The 25769-nt window shown below is 60.1% G+C and carries 25 protein-coding genes; 12 read left to right on the top strand and 13 right to left on the bottom strand.

The genetic code is table 11. From position 1 onward, the window contains the following. The first annotated feature begins 52 nt into the window (after positions 1-52). From AAHA39_RS16915 to AAHA39_RS16945, 7 genes are all read left to right on the top strand, one after another. The gene (locus AAHA39_RS16915; RefSeq protein WP_043852146.1) at positions 53-556 is read left to right on the top strand and encodes a phosphatase PAP2 family protein; all 504 of its coding nucleotides are present in this window, start codon (positions 53-55) and stop codon (positions 554-556) included. Next, on the top strand, positions 553-1662 hold the full coding sequence (locus AAHA39_RS16920; protein WP_043852147.1) for an MJ1255/VC2487 family glycosyltransferase: 1110 nt from the start codon (positions 553-555) through the stop codon (positions 1660-1662). The genes AAHA39_RS16915 and AAHA39_RS16920 overlap by 4 nt, the downstream gene beginning before the upstream one ends. Positions 1663-1699: 37 nt before the next feature. Then, the gene (locus AAHA39_RS16925) at positions 1700-1852 is read left to right on the top strand and encodes a hypothetical protein (protein ID WP_104015791.1); all 153 of its coding nucleotides are present in this window, start codon (positions 1700-1702) and stop codon (positions 1850-1852) included. Positions 1853-2231: 379 nt separating this feature from the next. Further along, positions 2232-3950, top strand: coding sequence for an acetolactate synthase 3 large subunit (locus AAHA39_RS16930; protein WP_043852148.1), 1719 nt, complete (start codon positions 2232-2234; stop codon positions 3948-3950). Next, on the top strand, positions 3950-4444 hold the full coding sequence (gene ilvN / locus AAHA39_RS16935) for an acetolactate synthase small subunit (protein ID WP_005311605.1): 495 nt from the start codon (positions 3950-3952) through the stop codon (positions 4442-4444). Before AAHA39_RS16930 ends, ilvN begins: the two co-directional genes overlap by 1 nt. Positions 4445-4548: 104 nt before the next feature. Continuing rightward, positions 4549-5175 (top strand): LysE family translocator, encoded by a 627-nt coding sequence (locus tag AAHA39_RS16940; RefSeq protein ID WP_320655376.1) that lies wholly within the window; start codon positions 4549-4551, stop codon positions 5173-5175. A gap of 135 nt (positions 5176-5310) precedes the next feature. Continuing rightward, entirely contained in the window at positions 5311-6270 is a 960-nt protein-coding gene (locus tag AAHA39_RS16945; protein ID WP_320655374.1) for a LysR substrate-binding domain-containing protein, read from the top strand. A gap of 90 nt (positions 6271-6360) precedes the next feature. Here AAHA39_RS16945 and AAHA39_RS16950 read toward each other — a convergent pair whose 3' ends face one another. The 6 genes from AAHA39_RS16950 to dusB form a co-directional block, all read right to left on the bottom strand. Next, on the bottom strand, positions 6361-7542 hold the full coding sequence (locus AAHA39_RS16950; protein WP_320655372.1) for a M20 metallopeptidase family protein: 1182 nt from the start codon (positions 7540-7542) through the stop codon (positions 6361-6363). Further along, on the bottom strand, positions 7542-7991 hold the full coding sequence (locus tag AAHA39_RS16955; protein ID WP_033114935.1) for a hypothetical protein: 450 nt from the start codon (positions 7989-7991) through the stop codon (positions 7542-7544). Before AAHA39_RS16955 ends, AAHA39_RS16950 begins: the two co-directional genes overlap by 1 nt. Then, the gene (locus AAHA39_RS16960; RefSeq protein ID WP_005341166.1) at positions 7988-8806 is read right to left on the bottom strand and encodes a DUF3100 domain-containing protein; all 819 of its coding nucleotides are present in this window, start codon (positions 8804-8806) and stop codon (positions 7988-7990) included. Before AAHA39_RS16960 ends, AAHA39_RS16955 begins: the two co-directional genes overlap by 4 nt. Positions 8807-9064: 258 nt before the next feature. Further along, positions 9065-9946 (bottom strand): DMT family transporter, encoded by an 882-nt coding sequence (locus tag AAHA39_RS16965; protein WP_320655369.1) that lies wholly within the window; start codon positions 9944-9946, stop codon positions 9065-9067. A 111-nt stretch (positions 9947-10057) separates the two neighbouring features. Continuing rightward, on the bottom strand, positions 10058-10354 hold the full coding sequence (gene fis, locus AAHA39_RS16970; protein WP_005309538.1) for a DNA-binding transcriptional regulator Fis: 297 nt from the start codon (positions 10352-10354) through the stop codon (positions 10058-10060). A gap of 25 nt (positions 10355-10379) precedes the next feature. Beyond that, complete coding sequence (gene dusB, locus AAHA39_RS16975; protein ID WP_033114933.1) at positions 10380-11345, bottom strand: tRNA dihydrouridine synthase DusB; 966 nt, start codon at positions 11343-11345, stop codon at positions 10380-10382. Between the two features lie 290 nt (positions 11346-11635). Between dusB and AAHA39_RS16980 the strand changes: the two genes are divergently transcribed. The 4 genes from AAHA39_RS16980 to AAHA39_RS16995 all read left to right on the top strand — a co-directional run bounded on the left by AAHA39_RS16980 (position 11636) and on the right by AAHA39_RS16995 (position 16485). Continuing rightward, entirely contained in the window at positions 11636-13057 is a 1422-nt protein-coding gene (locus tag AAHA39_RS16980; RefSeq protein WP_320655367.1) for a TolC family protein, read from the top strand. Between the two features lie 73 nt (positions 13058-13130). After that, complete coding sequence (locus AAHA39_RS16985) at positions 13131-14135, top strand: HlyD family secretion protein (RefSeq protein WP_208737008.1); 1005 nt, start codon at positions 13131-13133, stop codon at positions 14133-14135. After that, positions 14135-15289, top strand: a complete 1155-nt coding sequence (locus AAHA39_RS16990; RefSeq protein WP_043851817.1) for an ABC transporter permease — start codon at positions 14135-14137, stop codon at positions 15287-15289. The genes AAHA39_RS16985 and AAHA39_RS16990 overlap by 1 nt, the downstream gene beginning before the upstream one ends. Beyond that, positions 15289-16485 carry an ABC transporter permease gene (locus AAHA39_RS16995; protein ID WP_208737006.1) on the top strand — a complete coding sequence of 399 codons (1197 nt, stop codon included), beginning with the start codon at positions 15289-15291 and terminating at the stop codon, positions 16483-16485. Before AAHA39_RS16990 ends, AAHA39_RS16995 begins: the two co-directional genes overlap by 1 nt. 101 nt (positions 16486-16586) lie before the next feature. Here AAHA39_RS16995 and AAHA39_RS17000 read toward each other — a convergent pair whose 3' ends face one another. From AAHA39_RS17000 to AAHA39_RS17010, 3 genes are all read right to left on the bottom strand, one after another. Next, positions 16587-17222 (bottom strand): NAD(P)-dependent oxidoreductase, encoded by a 636-nt coding sequence (locus tag AAHA39_RS17000; protein WP_208737005.1) that lies wholly within the window; start codon positions 17220-17222, stop codon positions 16587-16589. 134 nt (positions 17223-17356) lie between these two features. After that, complete coding sequence (locus tag AAHA39_RS17005; RefSeq protein ID WP_041210392.1) at positions 17357-18211, bottom strand: DnaA ATPase domain-containing protein; 855 nt, start codon at positions 18209-18211, stop codon at positions 17357-17359. Between the two features lie 68 nt (positions 18212-18279). Further along, positions 18280-18969, bottom strand: coding sequence for a DnaT-like ssDNA-binding domain-containing protein (locus AAHA39_RS17010; protein ID WP_043851814.1), 690 nt, complete (start codon positions 18967-18969; stop codon positions 18280-18282). A gap of 239 nt (positions 18970-19208) precedes the next feature. Between AAHA39_RS17010 and AAHA39_RS17015 the strand changes: the two genes are divergently transcribed. Then, positions 19209-20180: a response regulator gene (locus AAHA39_RS17015; protein WP_320655361.1), complete on the top strand. Its 972-nt coding sequence runs from the start codon at positions 19209-19211 to the stop codon at positions 20178-20180. A gap of 88 nt (positions 20181-20268) precedes the next feature. On the opposite strand, the gene AAHA39_RS17020 is transcribed toward AAHA39_RS17015, so the two are convergent. From AAHA39_RS17020 to pta, 4 genes are all read right to left on the bottom strand, one after another. Next, complete coding sequence (locus tag AAHA39_RS17020) at positions 20269-21666, bottom strand: peptide MFS transporter (protein WP_320655359.1); 1398 nt, start codon at positions 21664-21666, stop codon at positions 20269-20271. 213 nt (positions 21667-21879) lie between these two features. Continuing rightward, complete coding sequence (gene galU, locus AAHA39_RS17025) at positions 21880-22791, bottom strand: UTP--glucose-1-phosphate uridylyltransferase GalU (RefSeq protein ID WP_108572026.1); 912 nt, start codon at positions 22789-22791, stop codon at positions 21880-21882. Between the two features lie 95 nt (positions 22792-22886). Beyond that, positions 22887-23207: a ComEA family DNA-binding protein gene (locus tag AAHA39_RS17030; RefSeq protein ID WP_320655356.1), complete on the bottom strand. Its 321-nt coding sequence runs from the start codon at positions 23205-23207 to the stop codon at positions 22887-22889. A 339-nt stretch (positions 23208-23546) separates the two neighbouring features. After that, positions 23547-25727: a phosphate acetyltransferase gene (gene pta / locus AAHA39_RS17035; protein WP_041210398.1), complete on the bottom strand. Its 2181-nt coding sequence runs from the start codon at positions 25725-25727 to the stop codon at positions 23547-23549. Between the last annotated feature and the right edge of the window lie 42 nt (positions 25728-25769).

The raw sequence follows: 25769 nt of genomic DNA on the forward strand, positions 1-25769 counted from the left end.
CCTGTCATCCCGCCTCCCTACTCTGCAACGAGATCTCGGGGAAGGAGGGGTTATGAACAAGATCCAGCAATGGGACCTGCAGGTATGCCGGGTCTGTCTGCTGCACACCTATAACCGGCAGCAAGCCAGGGTGAGCCGCCTTGTCTCCCGTACCGGTGACGGCCCGCTTTACGCTGTGCTGGCCGCCTTGCTCTGGTGGCAGGGGGAGAGTGAACGCGAGCTGGTAAAGCTGGCGCTGCTCGCCTTTGCCATCGAATTGCCGCTCTATCTGCTGCTGAAAAACAGCCTGAAACGGCAACGGCCAGTCGGTTTGCCGGTCTTTATCACCCCCTCCGATCGTTACAGCCTTCCCTCCGGCCATACCGCCGCTGCCTTCTTGATGGCCACCATACTGGCGACCGGTTTTCCGCTCTGGGCGCCGCTGCTGTTTGGCTGGGCGGCGCTGGTGGGAGCATCCCGGCTGCTGCTCGGGGTTCACTACCTGAGCGATCTGGTGGCTGGCGCCTTGCTGGGGGGCGGCTGCGCCTTGATAGCCCTCTGCTGGAGTCAGGGATGAAGATACTGTTTGGCGTGCAAGGCACCGGCAACGGCCATATCAGCCGCAGCCGCACCTTGGCCCGGGCGCTGCGAGCGGCCGGGGTCGAGGTGGATTATCTCTTCAGCGGGCGACCCGCTGACCGTTACTTCGATATGGAAGAGTTCGGGGAGTACCGCACCTTTGCCGGGCTCACCTTTGTCAGTCATGAGGGGCGGGTCTCGCCGTGGCGTACCCTGCAGGCGGCATCGCCGCTCACCTTCTGGCGGGATCTGCAAAGGCTCGACTGCCACGGGTACGATTTGGTGGTGAGCGATTTTGAGCCGCTGACCGCCCATGCCGCCCGCCGCTGCGGCATCCCGAGCCTTACCGTCAGCCATCAGGCCAGCTTCAACTGGCCGATCCCCCGCTGGGGTGAAGATGGCTTGAGTCGCCAGTTGATGCGCCACTTTGCGCCGGTCAATCAGCCGCTCGGGCTGCACTGGTTTCACTTCGGCCAGCCAATTTTGCCACCGGTGATCGATCCTGTTCGGGTGATGCCGGATAACGGCGAGATCCTGGTTTATCTGCCATTCGAGCAGACCGAGGCGATCGCCGCCCTGTTGTCGCGCTTTGGCCAGCAGCGCTTCGTCTGCTTTCACCCAGCCATTCGTAACCCGAGCCAGTGGCGCAACCTGCGCTTCGAGCCCCCCTCGCGCCCCGCTTTTTTGACGGTGCTGGCGGGGTGTCGCGGCGTCATCTCCAACGCCGGCTTCGAACTCGCCTCCGAGGCGCTCAGCCTCGGCAAGAAGTTGCTGGTCAAGCCCCTTGGCGGCCAGTTCGAGCAGCTGACCAATGGCAAGACGCTCGAGATGATGGGGCTGGCGACCCTGATGGATTACCTCGATGCCAATCTGGTGCGCAGCTGGCTCGACAGCGCATCGCCGGGGATGGTCTGCTACCCCGATGTGGCGAGGGAGTTGGCCTGCTGGCTGGCTGCAGGGGCCGAGGAGAGCGTCTCCTCTCTGTCACGTCGGCTCTGGGGGAGGACGCTTTTTCCCGAAGAGGTGAGCGATCGCCTGAGCGAGCTGGAGGGTGGTGAAGGTTTGTCTGGCTGCTGGTTATCGCAAGTGAGCGCGGTTGACTAGACTGAAAGGCGATCCCACCAAGGAGAGGATGGAGCAAATGCGCTTTACCAATGAAAACGGCGAAGTCATGAACCTGGCTGACAATCTCACCCTGCACGAGCTGCTCGATATGGGTGTCAGCATCTCGGTCAGTGAAGAGACCGATCCGGATCAGCAGATCTGGTTGGCCGAGCCGGAAGATGACCACTAGGTCGCACTACTGCCACAAAGCCCGCCCCTGTCGGCGGGCTTTTTTATTGCCGTTTTTTCACCTGCCAGCACAATTCTCTGCCTATCAGCGTGACAGCTTCCCCTTTCTGTTACCGCCGCTCTTATGGCCGGGCACTGTCTGAAATGTCTGACTGGAACCCGCCGACAAAGCCGTGGACAAGCGTTCATTGGCGGGTTAAGTTGGTTTTTCACCCGATTTTCGGGTCAATGATGGAAAAATCCTTTTTTTCTGCTGCCGACGGGGCTGAATTGGGCCGATCTGCCTTCAGATAACAACAAGAAACGGATCGGGCCGTGCCGGGAAGCACGGCATCGTCGGCGGGATTCGCTAAACGGAGCAAAGCCTGGAGGGCTTTATCATGGAGATGTTATCAGGCGCCCAGATGGTGGTTAGAGCGCTGGAGGATCAGGGAGTGGAGCACGTCTTTGGCTACCCTGGTGGCTCGGTGCTCGACATCTATGACGCTCTCTTCGAAAACGGCAAGATGGAGCATGTCTTGGTGCGGCACGAGCAGGCCGCGGTGCACATGGCTGACGGTTACGCCCGTTCCACCGGCAAGGTGGGAACCGTGCTGGTAACTTCCGGCCCGGGGGCAACCAACTGCATTACCGGTATTGCCACCGCCTATATGGATTCCATTCCGCTGGTGATCCTCTCCGGTCAGGTGCCGACCAGCATGATCGGTGAGGATGCGTTTCAGGAGACCGACATGATCGGTATCTCCCGCCCGGTGGTGAAGCACAGCTTCCTGTGCAAGAAAGCCAGCGACATTCCGGCCGCCATCAAGAAGGCCTATTACATTGCCGCCAGCGGCCGCCCGGGGCCGGTGGTGGTGGATCTGCCCAAAGATGTGCAGAATCCGAAAGAGAAATTCCCCTACGAATACCCCGAGACGGTCTCCCTGCGCTCCTACAACCCGACCAAGTCGGGCCACAAGGGCCAGATCAAGCGGGCCGCCAAGTTACTGGTGGATGCCCAGCGCCCGGTCATGTATGTGGGTGGCGGTGCCATCAACGCCAACGCGGATCATCTGGTGATCAAGCTGGCGGAGCTGCTGAACCTGCCGGTGACCACTACCCTGATGGGGTTGGGCGCCTTCCCGGGCACCCATCCGCAATCCATCGGCATGCTGGGGATGCACGGTACCTTCGAAGCCAACAAGACCATGCACAACTCGGATCTCATCTTCGCCGTGGGAGCCCGCTTTGATGACCGCGTCACCAACAACGTGGCCAAGTTCTGCCCCAATGCCACCGTGGTCCATATCGACATCGACCCCACCTCCATCTCCAAGACAGTGCAGGCCCATGTGCCCATCGTCGGCTCGGTGGAAACCGTGCTGGAGCAGATGCTGGAAGTGATCCGCGAGTGTGGCTTCGATAACGACAAGGAGGCGCTGGCGGACTGGTGGAGCCAGATCAACCAGTGGCGCTCCCGTCACTGTCTGGCCTACGAAAAGTCGGCTACCCAGATCAAGCCGCAGCAGGTGATCGAGACCCTCTACAAGGTGACTCAGGGTGAGGCGTTCGTTGCCTCCGACGTGGGCCAGCACCAGATGTTTGCCGCGCTCTACTACCCGTTTGCCAAACCGCGCCAGTGGATAAACTCGGGGGGCCTCGGCACCATGGGCTTCGGCATTCCGGCCGCCATGGGGGCCCAGTTTGCCAACCCGGATGCGGTGGTCTGCTGCGTCACCGGCGATGGCTCGGTGCAGATGAACATTCAGGAGCTCTCTACCTGCATGCAGTACGGGGTGCCCATCAAGATCATCTCCATCAACAACCGTGCGCTGGGCATGGTCAAGCAGTGGCAGAAGATGTTCTACGGCGGCCGTCACAGCCACTCCTACATGGAGTCCCTGCCGGACTTCGTCAAACTGGCGGAAGCCTACGGCCACGTCGGTATCGCGGTGAGTGATCCGGCTGAGCTGGAGAGCGCCATGGAGAAAGCCTTCGCCATGAAGGATCGGCTGGTGTTCATGGATATCTCGGTCGACCCGGATGAGCACGTCTATCCGATGCAGATCAAGTTTGGCGCCATGGATGAGATGTGGCTGAGCAAGACGGAGAGAACCTGATGAGACACATCATTTCAGTACTGCTGGAGAACGAATCCGGCGCCCTGAGCCGCGTGGTGGGTCTCTTCTCCCAGCGCGGCTACAACATCGAGACCCTGACGGTGGCGCCGACCGAGGATCCCACCCTGTCACGCATGACCATAGTCACCATGGGTGACGAGCGGGTGCTGGAGCAGATCCAGAAGCAGCTGCACAAGCTGGTGGATGTGCTCAAGGTGTGCGACCTGAGTGAAGGGGAGCATATCGAGCGGGAGATCGCGCTGGTCAAGGCGCGTGCCGCCGGTGGGGCCCGTGATGAGCTGAAACGGTTGGCGGATATCTTCCGTGGCCAGATCGTCGACGTCACCCCCGAGCAGTACACGGTACAGTTGGTCGGCACCAGCGAGAAGCTGGATGCCTTTATCAAGACTGCTGCCCAGACCAACGAGATCATCGAAGTGGTGCGCTCCGGTGTCTGCGGCATCTCGCGGGCGGACAAGGCGCTGCGGCCCTGATGGCTGGCGGGACAGCTGATGATGCGTCAGCTGCCACAGAGTGAAAGAAAAGAGGGCTCTGCGGAGCCCTTTTTGTTTGGTTTTTCTTTACGAGGGGAGGGGTGATGTTCGGTATTCATGATCTTGCACTGTTTATGGTCTCGGGGTTGCTGCTCAATATCATGCCGGGACCCGACTCCCTGCTGGTCATGCTTCGCAGTGGCTCGCAAGGGTGGCGTGCCGGTTCGGTCGCGACGTTGGGCATCGGCACCGGTGTCATGGTGCATGTGCTGGCTGCGGCCCTCGGTCTGTCGGCCCTGCTCGGCGCCTCGGCCGAACTGTTTGCCCTCATCAAGCTGGCTGGCGCCATCTACCTCATCTATCTGGGGTTCTCCCTGTTGCGCCAGCAGGCTACGGGTGCAATGGAGAGAGGGGCGACTCTGCCAGCCCTCTCCTATGGCCAGATTTACCGGCAGGGGGTGCTGACCAATGTGCTCAACCCCAAGGTGGCGCTCTTTTTCCTCGCCTTTGTGCCCCAGTTCATCGCTCCGGATGCCCCCGACAAGGCCCTCGCCTTTATTCTGCTCGGCTGCATCTTCAATCTGGGCGGTATCATCTGGTGTCACCTGCTGGTCTTTACCACCGTCTATGCCAGCCACAAGGTACGCTTGTCACAGCGTCTCGGCCGCTGGCTCAACCGGGGCATTGGCACCCTGTTTGTCGGACTCGGGATCAAGCTCGCCAGCGACTAGCGCGCGGCTTTCTGACCTGAGGCAGATTATCGTGCGCCGCGCTGTGGTATGGTCGGCAGTCAGCTGCGGGGCCAGCCCCGCTCTCTCTTTTTCAGGCCAGCCCCATTGGCCGCAGCAGCGAGATCCCTTGCCCAGATGAACATCGCCCGGCTCAAGAACTTTACCGAGATTGTGAAGAACAACTTCAACATCTCGGCGACGGCGGAGAAGCTCTATACCTCCCAGCCAACCCTCAGCAAGCAGATGAAGATGCTGGAAGATGAGCTGGGGCTCGCCCTCTTTACCCGCAAGGGGAAGAATCTGGTCGGCTTGACCAGCGCAGGCGAGCAGGTGATGGAGCTGGCCAAGGGGGTAGTGGCGCAGGTGGAGCAGATCAACCAGCTGTCGCTCGGGGAGCAACTGGCTACCAGCGGGGTGCTGCGTATCGCCACCACCCACACTCAGGCGCGCTACAAGCTGCCAGCGGTGATTACCGAGTTCAGCCGTCGTTATCCCGATGTGGCGATCCAGCTCCATCAGGGGGCGCCTGCCCAACTGGCCCAGATGGTGCAAAGTGGCGATGTAGATATGGCGATCGCCACCGAGTCCATGTATCTGTTCGACGAGCTGGCCGCCGTCCCCTGTTATCGTTGGGGGCGCAGCGTGGTGGTACCCCACGGTCATCCGCTGATCGACTGCCAGCCGCTCTCGATGGCGGATCTGGCCCGCTATCCCCTCATCACCTATGTGTTCGGCTTTACCGGTCGATCCAAGATGGACAAGGCCTTCAGCCGCCACGGTCTGTCGCCGAAAACCGTGCTGACCGCCACCGACACCGACGTGATCAAGCACTACGTCCGGCTCGGGATGGGGGTCGGGGTGATTGCCAGCGTGGCCTTCGACGAGAGGGATCGGGAGGATCTGGTGAGTCTCAATATCGACCACCTGATCGCCTCGAGCGCGACCCACATCTGCTTGCGCAAACATGCCCACCTGCGTGACTACATGTACGACTTTATCCACCTCTACGCCCCCCATATCAGCCGGGAGACGGTGCAGCTGCACCTTATCAACCAGCCGCCGACTACCAATATGGCGGAGTTGCCGTGGCTCTAGCCGCGGGTTGTTTGTCGTACACAGAGCAAGAATGCAGAGACAAAAAAAGAGAGGCCTTGGCCTCTCTTCTGGTTTTATCGGTATGCGGGATTAAGCGCTGCGGGTCGCCAGATTGATAAAGATCTGGACTCCGACCAGCAGGCAGTCGTCATCGAGGTAATAGGGGTTGGCATGCAGGTAGTTGCAGATCCCCTTGGCCTGACAGCCGCTGCCGAGGAAGAACATGGCCCCCTTGCGGCCACGGCAGGCGTTGACCATGTAGCTGAAATCCTCGCTGCCGGTCATCGGCTGACCCTGAGCGTTGATCCCCTCCGAGGGCAATACGTCGGCGGCCGCTTGCAGCAGACGGGCGCAGGCATCGGCGTGGTTCTCGACCGCCGGATACCCGGCATAGACCATCTTGGTTTTGAAGCCGCGCAGTTCGCTCTGGGCCACGATCTCCTTGAAGCTGTTCTTCAGGATCTGGTCGGTCTCGGCATCCATGGCACGGATGGTACCGCGCGCCTGCACATGGTCGGCGATGGCGTTGGGGATGGTGCCGCCGTTGATCATGCCGCAGCCAAACACCGCCGGGCTGAACGGACTGGTGCGCTTGGCGACGATGTAGTCCATGTCCTCGATGATCCGCACCGCTTCGCGGATGGCATCCAGCCCCTTGTGGGGAGTGGATCCGTGGGCGGATATACCGTGCACATCCAGCGTCCAGGCGGAGCCCCAGGAGGACATCACACCGTGGTTGAACTTGATGGTGCCGGTCTCCATGGCGCCGTCGTTATGGAGGGCATAGACCTCGTCCACCCCCTTCATGCAGCCCAGTTCAACCATCTTCTCGGCGCCCGGCACCCGCATGTCCTCTTCCGCCATCTGGAAGATAAAGCGGACGTTGTACTGCAGGCGGGAGCGCTGTTCGGAAAGGAATTTGGCTGCGGTCAGGGCGATCGCCATATGGGAGTCGTGACCGCAGTTATGGGCCATTCCCTCGTGGGTTGACTTGAACGCAACATCGCTCATGTCGTGCATCTCGAGGCCATCCATGTCGGCACGGAAGGCGATGGTCGGCAGCACAGGGTCAACCACCAGATCGCCGTGGAAACCGGTGAAGCCCGAATAGTCGGTGAGGCGATAGCCAAAGCCTGCCATCAGCTCGCGGCAGTAGGCCGAGGTCTTGAACTCGACGCCGGAGGCCTCCGGAATGGTGTGCAGATGGTGGCGCACTTCGTGGCTGAAGTCGCGCAGGGCCAGCAGGGCCGGTTCAATGTGGATGTTGTTCATCAGATGATCCCTTGAATGGAGAAGCCGAGCTGGGCCACCAGCGAGGCGCCGAAGAAGCAGCAGGTGGAGACGATCATGAAGATCAGGATCACTTTCCAGGACATCTTCTTCAGCTCTTCCAGCTGACCACCCACCGAGAGACCGGCAAAGGCCAGCAGCGGTACGCAGCAGGAGAGGAAGGAGATCTTGGCTACGGCGTCGATAAAGAGGCCGCGCACCGGGGTCTCCGGCAGGCAGATGAGAATGCCGATGATGGTGGCATAGGCAAACGCCGGCAGGGAGGAGGGCAGATAGCGCTTGGCAATCAGCGAAGCGAACACTACCAGCGACATGGCGATGAAGCTGTCACCCATCAGCCAGAGCGGGGTGCCGGTGGTCAGGGTTTGGGTAAACATGGCCAGCAGGATCGCCAGAAAGACGAACCGCATATCCATTACGATGCTTTTCATGCTTTCTCTCCTTTGGCAGTCAGGGCATAGATTTTTTCAGCAAGCGGCAGACCCAGATAGGTGAGGGAGAGGGCGCCGAGGGCAGACGAGAGCAGGTTCGAGGCTGCAGCGATACTCAGCACCTGCTGAGCCAGCGCTTCGTCGAGACCGTTGATCAGGGCGCCGGAGGCGGCACTCAGCATGGAGCCAGAACCCACGCCGGAGCCGGCAGCCAGCGCCAGCGGGTGCAGACCGGTGAGCGGAGCGATACTGCCCAGCACGCTGAACCAGAGGGTGCCGATGACGGAGCCGCACAGGTAGATGGCCAGCACGCCGATGTACTCCTGGGAGCCGGTGCCGAACTTGCCCTGAATCACTGCGACGGACGGCTCACGACTGATGGAGGAGCAGGCCCCGATGGCGCGGCGGCCAAAGCCGAACTTCACCGCCAGCGGAATGGCGATCAGGATAGGCAGCAGGTTGCCAATCTCCTGCAGGAACAGCGGCACGCCGACGCTCAGGATCATCTTCAGGTTGGGGATGATCATCCCCGCATACTGGGTACCCAGGATCAGCAGGCTGAAGCCTACCATCTTGCCGCAGAAGCCCTCTTCTTTTTCGGTGAAGAGCTGCTTCCAGCCGGGGATGCGATCCTTGACCGGTTTGGCGGAGACAATCATGCCGATGATGACGGCAAAGAGCATTGGCAGGATCGGGATGATGGCGATGCCGATCCTGATCTCCTGTTTACCTATCAGGTACTGGGCCACAAAGATCAGCATGGCGGTTGCCAATATGCTGACCGTGACCGTCTTGAGGGGGCTGGTTTGCTGCATAGTTTTTTCTCTTGTTATTCCCATGTGTGGCCATCGTCAGGATTGTCCAGACCGATGATGGGGGCATGATAGGGAGGGGCGCGGGGGAGGAATGTGACCTTCATCAAGCTGGCTATATGGCATTTTTTCATGGGGTATGCCCTTTAACCCTATGGATACCAAGGGTTAAATGCCGTTAACAGAACGTCAGCATTGGCAGGACAAGATAGGCAAACAGAAGGGAGATGGTGACACCGCCCCGCAGGGCGGTGACGCGTATCAGACGGGCGTTTTGAGGCGGGCACTGCGCAGCAGCAGGGGCAGTTGGTAGAGCACCAGGGCGCCGAGCACCAGTCCGGCTCCGGCCAGTTTGGCGCCGCCGAGGGGTTCGCTATAGAAGAGGGTGCTCAGGATCAGGGTCCAGACCGGTTCCAGCAGCATCATCAGGGCTGCGTGAGCGGTAGTCATCTTGCTCAACGCATGAGTGAGTAGCCAGTAGCGCAGGGTGGTGGCGATCAAGACGCTCGCCGCAAACCAGCCCCAGATGCCGTGGCTGACTCCAGCCTCGGGCCACTGTTCGGTCAGCAGGGAGAGCAGGGTGCCGAGCAGGCCGGTCATCGCCAGCTGGATGCAGGTGAGCCAGGTGGGGGCAATGGATTGGGCGAAGTGGCGATGGACGGCAAGCTGGATGCCGAGAGTGGTGGCAGCCGCCAGAAACCAGAACAGCGAGAGCGACACGCCCCAGTGGGTGCTGCTGGAGAGCAGCAGCAAACCGGTGATAGCGATGGGCAGGGTGAGCCAGTAGTGGCGGCCGGGTTTGGCCCGAAAGGCGGCCCATGCGGCCAGTGGGGCCATCAGGGTGGCGACGCTCATGATAAAGGCGCCGCTGCCCAGTGCATCGCTCTGGCTGATGGCGGTGACCCACAGCAGCAGGCTGGCACCTAGCAATGTGCCGCAGCCAGCGGCGCGCACCAGTTGGGCGCGGGTCGGCGGCGGTTCACGCAGCCAGGCGAGCGGCAGCAACAGCAGCGCCGCCAGCAGAAAGCGGCTGCCGATAAAGGCGGCAGGGGGCAGTTCGCGGATCGCCTCTTTCGAGAAGAGCCAGCCGGCGGCGGCCAGCAGGGTGACCAGTACCATCAGCAGCAGGGGCGTGCGGTTCATAGCGCTTGTAGTGGGGAAGTGGGAAGGGGAGCATAAAGAAAGGCGCCGGGTATTGCTACCCGGCGCCTTTCATCTTTGCCCTGTTCCGCTTGCGCGGCATCAGGCCAGCAATCAGTTCATGCCGTAACGCTTGAGCTTCTTGCGCAGGGTACCACGGTTGATGCCCATCATCACGGCGGCGCGAGTCTGGTTGCCGCGGGTGTACTGCATGATCACGTCCAGCATCGGCGCTTCGACTTCGGAAAGAACCATATCGTACAGATCAATCACTTCCTGACCGTTCAACTGGGCCAGGTAGTTACGCAGGGCCTGTTGCACAGAGTCACGCAGGGGGCGCTGGGTCGGCTCGGCAGCGTGATTGTGAGTAGTTGTTACCAATGCATCAGAAGTCAGGGTTTGTTCGAACATATTCGGTCGGCTCTTTAGTTATGCGTTAACCTAATCCATCGAAATACGCTTCGAGTGCCTCAAGTTGTGCGTCTGCACAATCCAGGGCATTGAAGTGCTTACGGAATTCTCGGCCCGTCTCTTCTTCATCCAGATACCAGCCCACGTGTTTACGGGCTATGCGCGCTCCCAGATATGCACCATAAAACTGGTGCAGGTTGGTTACATGCTCGTTCATCAGGGTGCGAACCTCTTCCCTTTCGGGAGGCGGCAGCTTGGTGCCCGTCTCAAGAAAATGACGGATTTCCCGGAAAATCCAGGGTCGTCCTTGCGCAGCGCGGCCGATCATCACGGCGTCGACGCCGGTATAGTCGAGGACATACCGGGCCTTTTCCGGGCTGTTGATGTCGCCATTGGCGACAACAGGAATCGATACGGCCTGCTTAATCGCCCTGATAGTGTCGTACTCCGCTTCGCCCTTGTAGAGGCAGGCACGGGTACGACCATGCACGGCGAGGGCCGCGATACCGCAATCTTCGGCGATTCGGGCGATCTCCACGCCATTGCGGTTATCCGGATCCCATCCTGTGCGGATCTTCAAGGTGACAGGCACCTCCACTGCATCCACCACGGCCCGGCAAATTGCTTTGACCTGATCGGGGTATCGCAGCAGGGCTGAACCTGCCAGCTTCTTATTCACTTTTTTTGCCGGACATCCCATGTTGATGTCGACGATCTGTGCGCCCTGCTCCACGTTGTAGCGGGCAGCAAACGCCATCATCTCGGGGTCGGCTCCGGCAATCTGGACCGATCGCAAACCGCCTTCTGCAGAGTGATCCATCCTCATCCGGGTTTTCTGGGTATCCCAGACATCCGGGTTGGCCAGCAGCATCTCGGAAACGGCCATGCCGGCCCCCAGTCGCAAACAAAGTTCACGGAATGGTCGGTCAGTTACACCGGCCATGGGAGCCACGATCAAGGGAGTTTCAAGCGTGTGGGGACCTATCTGCATTCCACGGTTACCATCGGCTTAGGGCGGCGTATATTACGCATTTTTTAGGCAGGAGAAAAGGTTAGTATTTGAGCGTTAGCCATTTTTTTCTGAAAAAAACGTCGCGCCAAGGCTTGCAAATTCTGGAGTTATTGAAAAACGGCCAGATTGACCGTCAGGGAGTGCTGTACCATTCGGGCCAGCCCCTTGCATAATTGTCTGTCCACTTGTCGGCCTCGTTTGCGTTATGATGGCGGGCTTATGCGAGCAAAAGCTCCAAACATTTTTGCAACAATGCGGATTGGGGATCTATGACGTCAAGGTTCATTACATCACTCTGGCCGTGTCTGCTGGGTGCCATGCTGGGGTCGGCGCAGGCACAGACCATCAGTTTCAGCGAGGCCTGGACCCGGGTCATCCAGCAGGATGAGGGGCTGGCCGCCGAACAGGCAGGGGTCGATCGCGCCAAGCAGCTGCGCGAGGCTGCCAAATCCATGTATCTGCCCAAGGTAGATGTGGGCGCCAGCTATACCCACCTCGATCAGCCGATGGAACTCGACATGATGGATCTCAACCCCATCGCCAACCATCCGGAGATGATCAAGGCGCTGCAGGGCATATTGAGCCAATCGAAAGTACCTCTTCCTCAGCTCTCGCCCGACGACTTCGTTACCCCGCTGACCAAGCAGAATGTCGTGACCAGCTCGGTCAAGATGCTCTGGCCACTCTTTACCGGCGGTCGCATCGATGCGGCGCAGGATATCCGCCAGGCGCAGGTGAGCGAGGCGCAACAGCTGCTGGTGCTCAAGGAGCAGTCCACTTTCGAGAGCCTCTCCCAGGCCTATTTCGGTGTGGTGCTGGCAGGTCAGGTAGTGCAGACCAAGCAGGATATTGAGGAGGGGCTGGCCCGTCATCTGGATCACGCCAGGAAGCTCGAAGCGCAGGGGCAGATTGCCAAGGTGGAGCGTCTCTCCGCCCAGTCGGCCTATGACCGTGCCCGCATCGATACCCAGAAGGCGCGTCGCAGTCTCGAGATCGCCGAACTGGCCCTTGGCCGCATGCTGAAATTGCCAGATGCCCAGCCGGGCAGCGGCCTGTTCGTCAACAGTGAGCTGCCGCGTCTCGATGGGCTGGTGCAACAGACCCTGGAAGTTCACCCCGGCCTTAAATTGCTTAGCGCCAAGAAAGAGCAGGCCAAGGGGATGATCCGGGTCGAGCAGGGCAAATATGCCCCCGAGGTGTTCCTGTTCGGTAACTACAACCTCTATGAAGATGATTCGATAGCTTCCAAGACCGCGCCAGACTGGCTGGTGGGGGTGGGCGTCAGCATGCCGCTGGTGAGCCGCGATGGCCGCTCCGAGACGGTGCAGGCTGCCAAGAGTGCCGAGCTGCAGGTCAATCTGCTGCAGGCCAAGACCCGCGAGGATCTGAAGCTGCTGGTGGAAAAGACCTGGCGTGAAGCGGCGCAGGGGCTGGAGGAGTATCAATCCCTCTCTTCCACTCAGGCGCTGGCCGAGGAGAACGTGCTGCTGCGGGACAAGGCCTTCGGGCAGGGGCTCTCTACGTCACTCGATGTGGTGGATGCCCAGAACCAGCTGGCGGGGGTCAAGACCCAGCGCGCGGCGGCGGCTTATCAATATGTGGTGTCGCTGGCTCGCCTGCTGGCCCTCTCCGGCCAGATGAACAGTTTCAATCAATATCAGCACGGTCAGGTGATCGAGGTGAACTCATGATCGCACTCCAGTCCGTGCCTTTTTCTATCTCTGTTTCGACCGCCAAGGGTCGCCCGTTTGTCGAGGTGAAGTGATGAGCCATCCCCCCATCAAAAAGAAGATGAGCCAGGGTAAACCGCTGTTGTTGCCGCTGGTGCTGGTGATCCTGGTGGTCTGGCTGGGCTGGCGCTTCTGGCTCGCCTATCAGCCGGAGCCGGTGCATCTGCAAGGGCAAATTGAAGCACAGCAGTATTCGGTCTCCTCCAAGGTGCCGGGGCGCATCGACGAAGTGTTGGTGAAAAAGGGTGATCAGCTGACCAGGGAGCAGCTGGTCTTTACTCTGGCGAGCCCCGAGATTGAAGCCAAGCTGAGCCAGGCCAAGGCGGGGGAGGCCGCTGCGGGTGCGCTGGCGCAAGAGGCGGAGAAAGGAGCCCGAGCCCAGCAGATCGCTGCGGCCAAGGATCAGTGGCAAAAAGCCAAGGCCGCCGCAGCCCTGCGTGGCAAGACCTATGAGCGGGTGGCCAGCCTGCACCGCGACGGCGTGATGCCGCTGCAAAAACGCGATGAGGCCTGGACTGCCTGGCAAGCCGCCCGCTACAGCGAAGGGATGGCGTGGCAGCAGTACCAGATGGCGCTGGAAGGGGCGCGGGAAGAGACCAAGATCGCCGCCCGCGAGAAGGCCAAGATGGCGGCGGGTTCTGTTGCCGAGGTGGAGGCCTATCTGGCCGATACCCGCATCACCAGCCCCCACAATGGTGAAGTGAGTCAGGTGCTGCTGCGTAGCGGCGAGCTGGCGCCGCAGGGCTTCCCGGTGGTGACCCTGCTCGACATGAGCGATGCCTGGGCCCAGTTCCACGTGCGCGAGGATCTGCTCCCCCGCTTCCCGGTTGGTACCGAGTTCGATGCCCGCATCCCCGGCCTTGGCGATCAGATGGTGCGCTTCAAGGTGACCCATGTGGCCGTGATGGGAGATTTCGCCACCTGGCGTGCCACCGATACCCGTCAGGGCTTCGACATGAAGAGCTTCCAGGTAGAGGCTCGCCCCCTGCAACCGGTTGAGGGGCTGCGGGTTGGCATGAGTGTGCTGGTTGAACTCTGATGGGACGTGAATTTCGGCTGCTGTGGCAGGACCCGTTCAGTCGTGCCCTGATGAGCTGGGTGCCGCTGCTGCTGATGGGGATCCTCTGCTGGATCTTCTCGGCAGGGCTGGCCCGCGACCTCAAGGTGGGGTTGGTGGATCTCGACCACAGCATGCTCTCGCGCCAGCTCGCCTTCTCGCTGGATGGCTCGGCCGGGCTCAAGGTCGCGCAACAGTTTGACTCCATCGATGCCGGGGCGCACGCCCTGCGCGGTGGCGACATCTATGCGCTGGTGGTGATCCCCAACCATCTGGAGCGGGATGCCCGTCAGGGCACCCAGCCGCAGGTGACGGTGTTCAACAACGGCCAGTTCATCCTCATCGCCAAGCTGGTCAACTCTGCGCTGGCGCAGGTGGTAGGCACTCTTAACGGTCAGGTGGGCGTGCTGGAGGCGATGGCTGACGGCAAGGCGCTGCCCGGCGCACTCGGGCAGTCGGTGCCCATCAGCAGTCAGGTGACGGCGCTCTATAACCTCAACTCCAGCTACGCCCAGTTTCTGCTAAGCGCCATTCTGCCCGCGGTATGGCAGATCCTGGTGGTGCTGTTCGGCCTCAATGCGCTGGCCCGTACCGATCGGCTGGGGCTGGACTGGACCACTCGCGGTGTCTGGTTTGGTCTCTGGCGCACCCTGCTGCCCCACGTGCTCATTGGCTGGGGCTGGGGGATTGTCTGGACGCTGCTGCTGTTCAAGGGCTTCTCCTACCCCATGCACGGTAGCTGGCTGGTATTGCTGGTGGGGCTGGGGCTCGCCTCGGCCGCCTGCGTCACCATGGGGGCTTTTTTCTACGGCATCATCCGGGATCCGGCCCGCGCTCTGTCGCTGGCGGGGGCTTACACTGCGCCCGGTTTCGCCTTTATGGGTGTCACCTTTCCGGTGAGTGCCATGGGGGATTTCGCCCGCTTCTGGCGCAGCCTGTTGCCGGTCTCTCACTATGTGGAGCTGCAGATTGGTCAGAGCAACTACGGTCTGCCCCTCGCATCGGCGCTGCCGCAACTGGGGGCGCTGCTGCTGTTTCTGCTTCCCCTGTTGCTGGTGGTGCGCCGTTACAAGCAGCAGGCCGAGCTGGCCCGTCAATCAGCCGCAGTGGCAGTAGCCGAAAAGGAGCCTGAGTGATGCTGGGATTTGTCGATCTGTTGCGCCTCGAGTTGCGCACCCTGCTGGCGGATCGCGCCATCATGCTCACCCTGTTTGGCGGGGTGTTCTTCTACTCCTTCCTCTACCCCCAACCCTATCTGCATCAACTACCGCGGGAAGAGGCGGTGGTGGTGGTCAATGAAGATGGCAGTCAGCTATCGCGCCAGCTGGAATTTATGGCCGATGCCACGCCGCAGGTGAAGCTGGTAGCGCGGGCCAATTCGCTGGATGAAGCACGGCAGCTGATGATGACCGGGAAGGCGAGCGGGATCCTGCATATCCCCAACCACTTCTATCGGGATCTGATGCTGGGCAAGAGCGTCACCCTGAGTTATGCCGGTGATGCCTCCTACTTTCTGGTCTACGGTACCATTGCCGAGGGGCTGGCGCAGGCCGGCGGCACTCTCGCCGCGCAGGTGAAGGTGGCGCGGCTGCTGAGCCACGGCGAGGCGCTGCCACAAGCGGCGATGGGCTGGAATGCGGTGGCCCTCAACGTGGTGCCGGTGTTCAACCCAACCATGGGCTACGTCAACTACGTGGTGCCGGCGGTGTTCGTGCTGATCCTCCATCAGGTGTTGCTGATGGGGGCGGGGATCTTGGGGGCGACCCAGAACCAGCGCGGCTGTCGCGGCGAGCATGGTTACTGGCAAAGCGCGCCGGTGTTGCCGCTGCTGCTGGCCAGAACTCTGGTGCTGGCGGGGTTGTTCCTGCTGCCGGTGAGCTACTTCCTCGGCTTCTGCTTCGATCACTACAACATCGCTCGCCATGCTGACCCTGTGCAGCTTTGGCTGTTCGCCCTGCCATTCCTGCTGGCGACCTGCTGGTTTGGCGTGGTGCTCGGCGCGATATTTACCCGGCGGGATCTGCCCACTCAGGTGGTGCTCATCTCCTCCCTGCCGCTGGTCTTTCTGGCGGGCTTTATCTGGCCGCTGGAGCTGATCCCGGCCCCCCTCAACTGGCTGGCTCAGTGGGTGCCCACTATCCCGGCGATCGAGGGTTTTCTGCGCCTTAACCAGATGGGGGCTGACTTCACGCAGGTTGCCCGTTACTGGTGGCAGCTATGGGGACTGGCGTTGCTCTACGGCGTGCTGGCTTGCCTGCTGCTGCGTTGGCGGCAGCGGTCGTTGCCGGTTGCTGGCACATCAGTCGCTCAGAGTGAAACGAGCGCCGGTTAGCGGGATGGTGCACGCGCCCGTACGGTAAAGCGAGAAACGGTCAGCCCTTGGGCTGACCGTTTTGCTATGTGGTGAGTAGTATGAGCAGTTTTACTGCGGCTTTAGCCGCGCTGTAGTTCGTGATCGCTGATGGCGTAGATCTGCCCCACAGCAGTCTCATCCGCCAGCAGGCACAGCCCTTGGGTGGCCACATCGGCGCGGCGCACCAGTCCGTGCACTTCCTTGTCCTGACTCAGCTCGGCGCGGCCGGTGGCATCTCCATCCTGCAGGCCCGCAGGGCGCAGAATGGTCCACGCGAGGGAGCTGGTTTGCAGCCAGCTCTCCGCCAGACTCTTGAGACGCACCTCGTGGCCGAAGGCGGCGCGGGCACGCTCCGGTAGATATTGCCAGCTGTCGCCACAGCCGAGAGAGGTGACCAGCAGTAGCCGTTTCAGGCCTGTCTGCTCCATGGCATCGATCACATGACGGTTGCCCTGATAGTCCACTGGAGCTGCCTGACGGAAGCTGCCGAGGGTTGAGACGACTTGGGCATCTTGCCCCGCCAGGGCACACGCCTGCTGCACCGCAGCCAGATCCAGCGCATCCCCTTCGATCACCTCAACTCCCAGCGCCTCCAGTTCCGTAGCCATCTCGGGGTTGCGCACCAGCGCAACGACCCGATGACCCTCAGCGAGAGCGTGGTGAGTAAAGGCGCGGCCCAGCCCGCGGCTGGCTCCGAAAATCAGTGTGGTTGGCATAGCTGAGCTCCCTTGGCAAAAAGGGATAGCCTAGTGGCTTGTTCGCCTGCTGTAAATGAGAGTTGTTTCTATTTGTGAGCCAGCAGAGAGGCGCGGGTGCGAGCCGCTTGCGACTCTCACCCGCTGAGAGGGGATCAGCCGTTGTAGTTGCCGATGCTGGGGCGACGGCTGGGGCCGCTCAGGTGGATATCCACCGGATTGAACGCCTTGATCGCCTCATAGCTGAAATCACCGATCGCCTGATGCAGGGTCTGGGGCGTGTGGTTGGTAATGATGATGACGCTTTTTGACAGGTTGCGACGGCGGCGCAGCAGGTGGCCGAGGAAGCTGGACTGGCTCTCCGCCATCTTGGCGCGGTTGGCCGATACCTCGTCGATGATCAGCAGATCCACCTCTTCCAGTGCGCGGCGGTACTGGTTGCGCTCGTCCTGATCGGGGATCACGTTGAAGAAGAGGCGATCGACGATGGAGGCCCACTGCTGGAAGATCACCGATTTCTGGTGACGCTCGATCAGCTCGTGCGCCACTGCTCCCGCCAGGGTCGACTTGCCGGTGCCGTAGTCGCCGTAGATGAGCATGCAGCCGCCACCGCTCTTCTCCCAGTGCTCGAAACCGCTGATAAAGTAACGGGCGGTCTCGATGGGATATTGAAGCGCCGGATCTGTGGCATCCATCTTGTCGAATACCCAGTCGGGGTTGAGGTCGGCCTGGGCGATCAGCTTCTGGATCCGCTCCTGACGGGCCGCCTTCTGCAGCTCGCGCACCTCGGCGTTGGCCTTGGCGTCGTACTCCTTGCGCAGGGTCTCGTAGTCATACTGGCCGCCGCCGGTCTCTTGCTGCAGGCGACGAATGCGCTCCAGCAGGCCACCTACATGGCGGCTCAATTCCGGGTCGTGAACACGGTGGTCCTGCTTGGCCTTGGCGATCTTCTGGCGCTTGGCTTCGATCTCTTCCAGCTCCTGGCGCAGGGGATCTTGCGGGTCAGTCATGGAATGCTCCTTCTGCTTGATCAGGGATGGGACAGGGGTCTGATTCTGCCTGCAGCAGGCAGATGGTATCAATCATTATCCGGTGTCTGGGCAGGCATCTGCTGACTCTCTGCCAGCCGCTTTGCCTCTTCAATCATCTGTTGGGCCCGTTTGCTCGGGCCCGACTCTGCCGGGGCCGGCGTCACCTGCTGATAGCCCTGCACCTCCATCGGCTTGCGACGGGTATAGCGGCGGGTCTTGAGGGCGCGAATAAACTTGAGCATCCATTGATGCTGGGAGTCGAATACCTCGGGGCGCCCCAGCCAGTAGGCGATAAATTCTCCCAGATCCTCTTCGCTATAGCTGGCATCGATCACCCCGCACAGACGGGCGAGGGCGGGCAGCTCTTCGTCCGGGCGCCATTGCAGATGCATCTGGAAGGGTCGCTCTGGCAGCGGGCTGCGCAATTTCTGGGTCAGCAGTGGCAACTGAAAAGGGCACTGATGGTAGTGCTCACTCTCTGGCTGAGCCTCGACCTGCAGCAGGCCCGCCTCCATCAGTTCATCGAACAGCTCGGTGAGCTGGCGGGCATTGACCTGAAACGAGAAGCCACAGGGATCGCCCGGGTCGACCACCGCCAGTGCGCGACCCAGCTCGGGATAGTTGAGCCGGGCCAGCTGATTTTCCAGCACCAGTCGGCGCAGCTGCAGGGTATAGAGACTGCGGGCCGGATGGGACAATCTGGGGTGGGCGAGGGCACTGTATTCGGCTGGAGTCATGGTCTTCTTTATGCGCTTGTGTGGCGGCCATTATCCCCTATGGCAGGGGCTTGCACAATTCGCATGGAGGTAGCGACATTGTGGGGGAAGGCTGTGCTGCTATGTGGTTGTTAATAGAGCAATCTGTCGCTCAGAACCTGACCAAGGTCTATTTTTGACGCATCGTTTCCGCGGATACCTCACTTTTGAACTAGTCTTAATACCTAAATAACCAATTGACTAATAAGAGCTTTATCAAGATGTTAAGAGCCGGGCTACGGATCCTGGTGGTGGAGGACGAAGCCGTTTTTCGCCACTCGCTAGTGAGTTACCTCGCACGGGACGGGGCAACGGTTTTTCAGGCCGAAGACGGGATTGAGGGTCTGTCGGCCGCAGCTCTCTACCATCCCGATGTGGTGCTCTGTGATCTCAACATGCCCAATATGGATGGTCACGAAGTGATCGCCTGCCTCTCTGCTCGCTACCCCGATATCCCGGTTATCGTCATCTCGGCCCAGAGCACCATGGAGGCAGTGGCTGGTGCCCTGCGCGCCGGTGCACGTGATTACCTGCTCAAGCCGCTGGAAGATTATGCGCTGGTCGAGCGCAGCATAGAGCAGTGTCTCAAGAACCAAGGGACACGCAGTCAGCAGCTTGAGCTGATGGATCATATGGAGTACTTCAGTGCCCACGATCGGGCCGCCAGCCGTTTGCTGGCCGGACTGAAACCGCCGGGATTACAGGAGTGGGGCCCCTGGCAGATTACGTTCAAGGGGCTGGGCCAGCTCTTTATTCCCGACACCTTCAAGGTGGGGGACAAGTTACTGGTATTGGTGATGGAGCTGCCCATCATGGGGACGGATGCCGCCTTCTGCGGGGCGCTGGTGCGCTCGCTGATGAATGTTCCTTATCGTCAGTTCCAGCGCAAAGAGAGTCAGCTGTTAAGTCAGCCACACCGGTTGCTCGACTACCTCAATCATCAGTTGATGGAGTCGGGGCTGCGCAGCTCTTTTGCCATGGCGGCACTGCTGTTTGATCAGGAGGATGGGCTGGTGTTTGCCAATGCAGGGCTCACCTCTCCCCACTGGCTGATGCGCTCGGGTGGCTTGCCCCTTGGCTTGATGCGCAGCAGCCACTATGCCCTGCATAAACGCAGCTGGCACGAGCCCTTTGACCTGCAGTTTTGCAGTGATAGCGGCAGCGCCCTTCATGTTCAGGTGCGTTACCACTGACGGCCATGGTGCCACAGTTGAATATCGGTCAGATAAAAAGAGAGGGCGCCCATCGGCGCCCTCTCTTATATCTGCTTGTCCAACTCGCTTATGCGGTAGCGGACTGCAGTTTTTCATCCTGATGGTCAGTGGATTTGGCCGGGCCTTCGGCACCGTGCATCCAGTAGACCAGACGGTTGGCCATGGTCAGCAGGATCGCTGCGCTGATCACGGCAGCCAGAGCGATACCGCCGAAGATAGCGATGGGGCCGGCTTCACCCACGAAGGAGCCGATAAAGCCCGCAGCGTAGTTGGCCAGAGCCACGAAGCCGAACCAGGCTCCCATCATCAGGGAGGCCAGGCGCAGCGGAGCCAGCTTGGTCACCATGGAGAGACCGATCGGGGAGAGGCAGAGTTCGCCCAGGGTGTGGAACAGGTACGCGCCAACCAGCCAGAACATGGAGGTCTTGACGGTGTTGTCACCACCCTGCTGCAGCACTGCACCGACCATGAACAGGAAACCAACGGCCAGGAACAGCAGACCCATGGCGAATTTCACCGGAGAGTTCGGCTCTTTCTTGCCGAGCTTGATCCAGATGGCCGCAACGACCGGCGCCAGAGTGATGATGAAGAAGGGGTTCAGGGACTGGAACCAGGCAGTCGGCACTTCAAAAGAGCCGATCATGCGGTCGGTGTACTCCTGGGTATAGAGGTTCATCAGACCGCCGGCCTGTTCGAAACCAGCCCAGAAGATGATGGTGAACAGACCCAGCACCAGAATGACCTTGATGCGATCCACTTCCTGCTTGGTCAGCGGCGCTTTCTGCTCGGTAGTGCGCAGAGCGGCGGCACGCTGGGCGGCAGTCACACGGCCGATGTCGCCGAGGAAACGCTGGGCCAGAGTCGCCTGGATCACCAGAGAGAGCAGCATACCGATACCGGCACCGACGAAGGCAGCTTGCCAGCCGTAGGCGGTCGCGGCAGCACCACAGATCACGCCTGCCAGCAGGGAGCCCAGGTTGATACCCATGTAGAAGATGGTGAAGGCACCGTCACGACGGTGGTCACCCTCTGCATAGAGGTCGCCTACCATGGTGGAGATGTTCGGCTTGAACAGGCCGTTACCCACGATCAGCAGAGCCAGACCGGTATAGAAGACGCTGTTGACCATATCCGGGAACATGGCGTGGGGCAGGGCCAGAGTGAATTGGCCCGCGGCCATCAGCACGGCACCGATCAGGATGGCACGGCGTTGACCCAGGAAGGTGTCAGCCAGCCAGCCGCCGATCAGCGGAGTGATGTAAACCAGACCGGTATAGATACCGTAGAGTTTGAGGGCGTCTGCCTGACTCCAGCCCAGACCGCCATTGGCAGTCAGGTCGGTCAGATAGAGCACCAGTACGGCACGCATGCCGTAATAGGAGAATCTCTCCCAGAGTTCGGTACTAAAGAGCAAAAAAAGCCCTTTAGGGTGACCTAAAAAGGTCCCTTTTGACGGGTTATTCATTGGAACTTCCACCTGTGTCTTATATTTTTTTGAGTTTTTTATGCAAGGGCGAGAAACACGCCTCAATCCTTATAGAGCATGTGTGAATAAATTACAACATTATGATTTGCTGAGGATTTATTTATTCTTGATTGATTTTTTGTTGCACAAATGAAAAAGGAGCATCATTTGATGCTCCTTGAATACCACTATGAAAAACGGAATTTTCAGCTATTACAACTGCTTGACGAACTGCTTCAGCCAGCCGATGAATTCGCCGTTCAGTTCGCGGTGACGTACGGCATACTCCACATTCGCTTTCATATAACCGATCTTGCTGCCGCAGTCGTGGCTCTTGCCCTTCATGAAATAGGCGTTGACCTGCTCTTGCTCCATCAGCATGGCGATGGCATCGGTCAGCTGGATCTCGTCACCGGCGCCGGCAGGGGTTTTTTCCAGCAGCGGCCAGATATTGGAAGAGAGCACATAACGGCCCACTACCGCCAGATTGGAGGGGGCTTCGTCACGGGGCGGCTTCTCGACGATCGCCTGCATCGGCAGGGACATCCCTTCGGTCAGTGCTTCACCCTTGATGTCGGCGATGCCGTACTTGTCCACTTCACTCTCGGGAACCGCTTCCACCATGATCTGGCTGATCTGGTCTTCTTCAAACATGTGCACCATTTCGGCCAGGTTGTCATTTTTCAAGTCGCTGGCAACGTCGTCGATCAGCACATCCGGCAGCAGCACGGCAAACGGGTTGTCACCGATCAGCGGGCGGGCGCAGAGCACTGCGTGGCCCAGACCTTTGGCCTCACCCTGACGGACGTGCATGATGGTGACGTCTTTCGGGCAGATCTGTTGCACCTCTTCCAGCAGCTGACGCTTGACCCGCTTCTCGAGGGTCGCTTCCAGTTCGAAACTCTTGTCGAAGTGGTTTTCGATGGAGTTCTTACTGGAGTGGGTGACCAGCACGATCTCTTTGATACCGGCGGCGATCGCTTCGCGCACAACGTACTGGATCAGGGGTTTGTCGACCACCGGCAGCATCTCTTTCGGAATGGCCTTGGTGGCGGGAAGCATGCGGGTACCCAGACCGGCTACCGGGAGCACGGCCTTGCGAACAACGAGAGGTGTCTTTTTCATGGAGAGATATCCAGAGATACAAAGTGGGCCCATGATACCCGAAGAAAAATGGGGCAGCCACAGGCTGCCCCATTTGCATATGCAGTGCTCGGACGTTATTTGACGATGATCATGTCACGGTTGGCTTCCAGCGTGGCCGGGCCGATGCCGTTTACATCAACCAGTTGATCAACTGAGGTAAATTTCCCCTGTTTTTCGCGATAGTCGACGATGGCTTGTGCCTTCTTGTCACCAATTCCCTTGAGGTTGGTGAGCTCGGCAAGGGTTGCCGTATTGATATCCACTTTGCCGCTCTCCTGCTTGGCGGCAACCGTGGTGGCCTGCTTCGGTGCGACCTTGTCTGCCGCCAGTGAGGGCTGGGTGAACAACGGGAGGGCGGACAGCAACATGATGATGGGCAAGCTGTTTTTACTCATTTCACACTTCCTTGTGGTGGGGGTTTCGTATGGATGATTAACCAGATTTGGAAGGTGTGACGGCTGTCATTTTTTACAGGTATTGCTAGTGGGTTGCTTTGCTATAAGAGATTGCCGTTTGCGACTAACGATAAGATATATAAAGACTTTTAGCGGCACATACAAAATGGAAGGTGTTGTGCGACAGGGAGCGTAGCGCTCATAGCGCTCTCACACTTTTATCTGTCTGAGCCTGAATCTTCGGCTGGTTATGCTGCCTTCAGAAAAATTCCCAACAAAAAAGGCTGCTCACCTTGGGTGAGCAGCCTTTGTGATCGGTTTTTTTCAGACGGATGCTGATTAAGCTTGTTCGTCAGCCTGGGCAGCCTGGATACCGGTCAGGGCGATGGTGTAGACGATGTCGTCAACCAGGGCACCGCGGGAGAGGTCGTTGACCGGCTTGCGCATGCCTTGCAGCATCGGGCCGATGGAGACCAGGTCAGCGGAACGCTGCACCGCTTTGTAAGTGGTGTTACCGGTGTTCAGGTCAGGGAAGACGAACACGGTGGCTTTACCGGCAACCGGTGAGTTCGGCGCCTTGGACTTGGCCACGTTCTCCATGATGGCCGCATCGTACTGCAGCGGGCCGTCGATGATGAGGTCGGGGCGCTTGGCCTTGGCCAGCTCGGTCGCTTCACGCACTTTCTCTACATCGGCACCGGCGCCAGAGGTACCGGTAGAGTAGGAGATCATGGCTACGCGCGGCTCGATGCCGAAAGCGGCGGCGGAGTCGGCGGACTGGATAGCGATCTCGGCCAGCTGCTCGGCAGTCGGATCCGGGTTGATCGCGCAGTCACCGTAGACCAGCACCTGGTCAGGCAGCAGCATGAAGAAGATGGAGGAGATCAGGGAAGAGCCCGGAGCGGTCTTGATGATCTGCATCGGCGGACGGATGGTGTTGGCAGTGGTGTGCACCGCGCCGGATACCAGGCCGTCAACTTCATTGCGCTCCAGCATCATGGTGCCCAGTACCACGTTGTCTTCCAGCTGCTCGCGGGCAACCACTTCGGTCATGCCCTTGTTCTTGCGCAGCTCGACCAGACGCGGCACATAGCGCTCGCGCACAACGGCCGGATCGATGATTTCGACGCGATCGGTCAGTACTACACCCTGCTGTTCGGCAACGCGACGGATCTCTTCCGGGTTACCCAGTAGCACCGGACGGGCAATGCCACGCTCGGCACAGATGGCGGCAGCCTTGATGGTGCGCGGTTCGTCGCCTTCCGGCAGCACGACACGTTTGTTGGCCTGACGGGCCAGCTCGGTCAGCTGATAACGGAATGCCGGCGGGCTCAGACGACGGGAACGGGTAGAGCTGATGGTCAGCGACTCGATCCAGTGTTTGTCGATGTGGCCAGCGACGTAGTCTTGTACCAGCTCGATACGCTCGCGGTCATCTTCCGGAATATCGACGTTGAAGTTCTGCAGGCTGACGGCGGTCTGCCAGGTGTTGGTGCCGGTCATCATGATCGGTAGGCCGGTGGCCATGGCCTGTTGGCACAGCGCCATTACCTGCGGCTCCGGATGATAGTTGCCGGTCAGCAGCAGGGCGCCCAGCTTGACGCCGTTCATGGCGGAGAGGCAGGCGGAGACGATGACGTCAGAGCGGTCGCCGGAGGTAACCAGCAGGCTGCCCGGACGGAAGTGCTCGACCATGTTGTGGATGGAGCGGGCGCAGAAGGTCACGGTCTGCAGGCGACGGCTGTCCAGCTCACCCTTGTGCAGGATCTTGGCGGCCAGATGCTTGGCGAGATCCTTGGCGCGCGGGGCGATCAGCTGGGTGTTCCAGGGGATGCAACCCAGGATGCGCAGCGGGCTCTTGCCAAACACTTGCAGCACTTCCAGGTTGTGGGCGGCGTCGGAAGCGTGGTGATGGGCTTCGAACATCTCGGTCAGGTCAGGGCGGGTTACGCCATGCTCGTCAACCGGCGCGCCAACCTTGTTGATCACGCAGCCAACGATACGGGGGTTGTTGACACCACCGAAGTTGGAGCAGGCCAGTTCGATGCGCTCTTTCAGCTTCTGGCTGGAGTCATGGCCCGGGTGGGTCACGAATACCATGTCGGCATCCAGCGCCTTGGCAACGTCATAGTTCAGCTTGTTGGCAAAGGGCTGCTTGTCGGTCGGCACCATACCTTCGACAACCAGCACTTCGGCACCGCTGGATTTCACGTGTTCTTCGAAGCGGGCGACGATCTCTTCCAGCAGGATGTCGGTGTTGCTGGAGCTGATCATGTTCTCGGCGTAGGAGAGGGTGAAGGGCTCGGGCGGATTGATGTTGGCAGCTGCGCGGATAACGGCGGTTGAGCGCTCGGCACCGGTTTCACCCGGACGCGGCTGGGCAACCGGTTTGAAGAAGCTGACATTGACACCGTGACGTTCCATGGCGCGAACAACGCCAAGGCTTACGGAAGTTACGCCGACACCAGTGCCGACCGGGATAAGCATAATAGTGCGTGCCACTTTATACCCCTTGTTCATTTTTTGGGATCAGGAAAAGGCCGCCCTGGTGGGCGGCCTCGA

The sequence above is a fragment of the Aeromonas sp. SE22 genome (assembly GCF_038739755.1).
Taxonomy (GTDB): Bacteria; Pseudomonadota; Gammaproteobacteria; order Enterobacterales; family Aeromonadaceae; genus Aeromonas; species Aeromonas jandaei.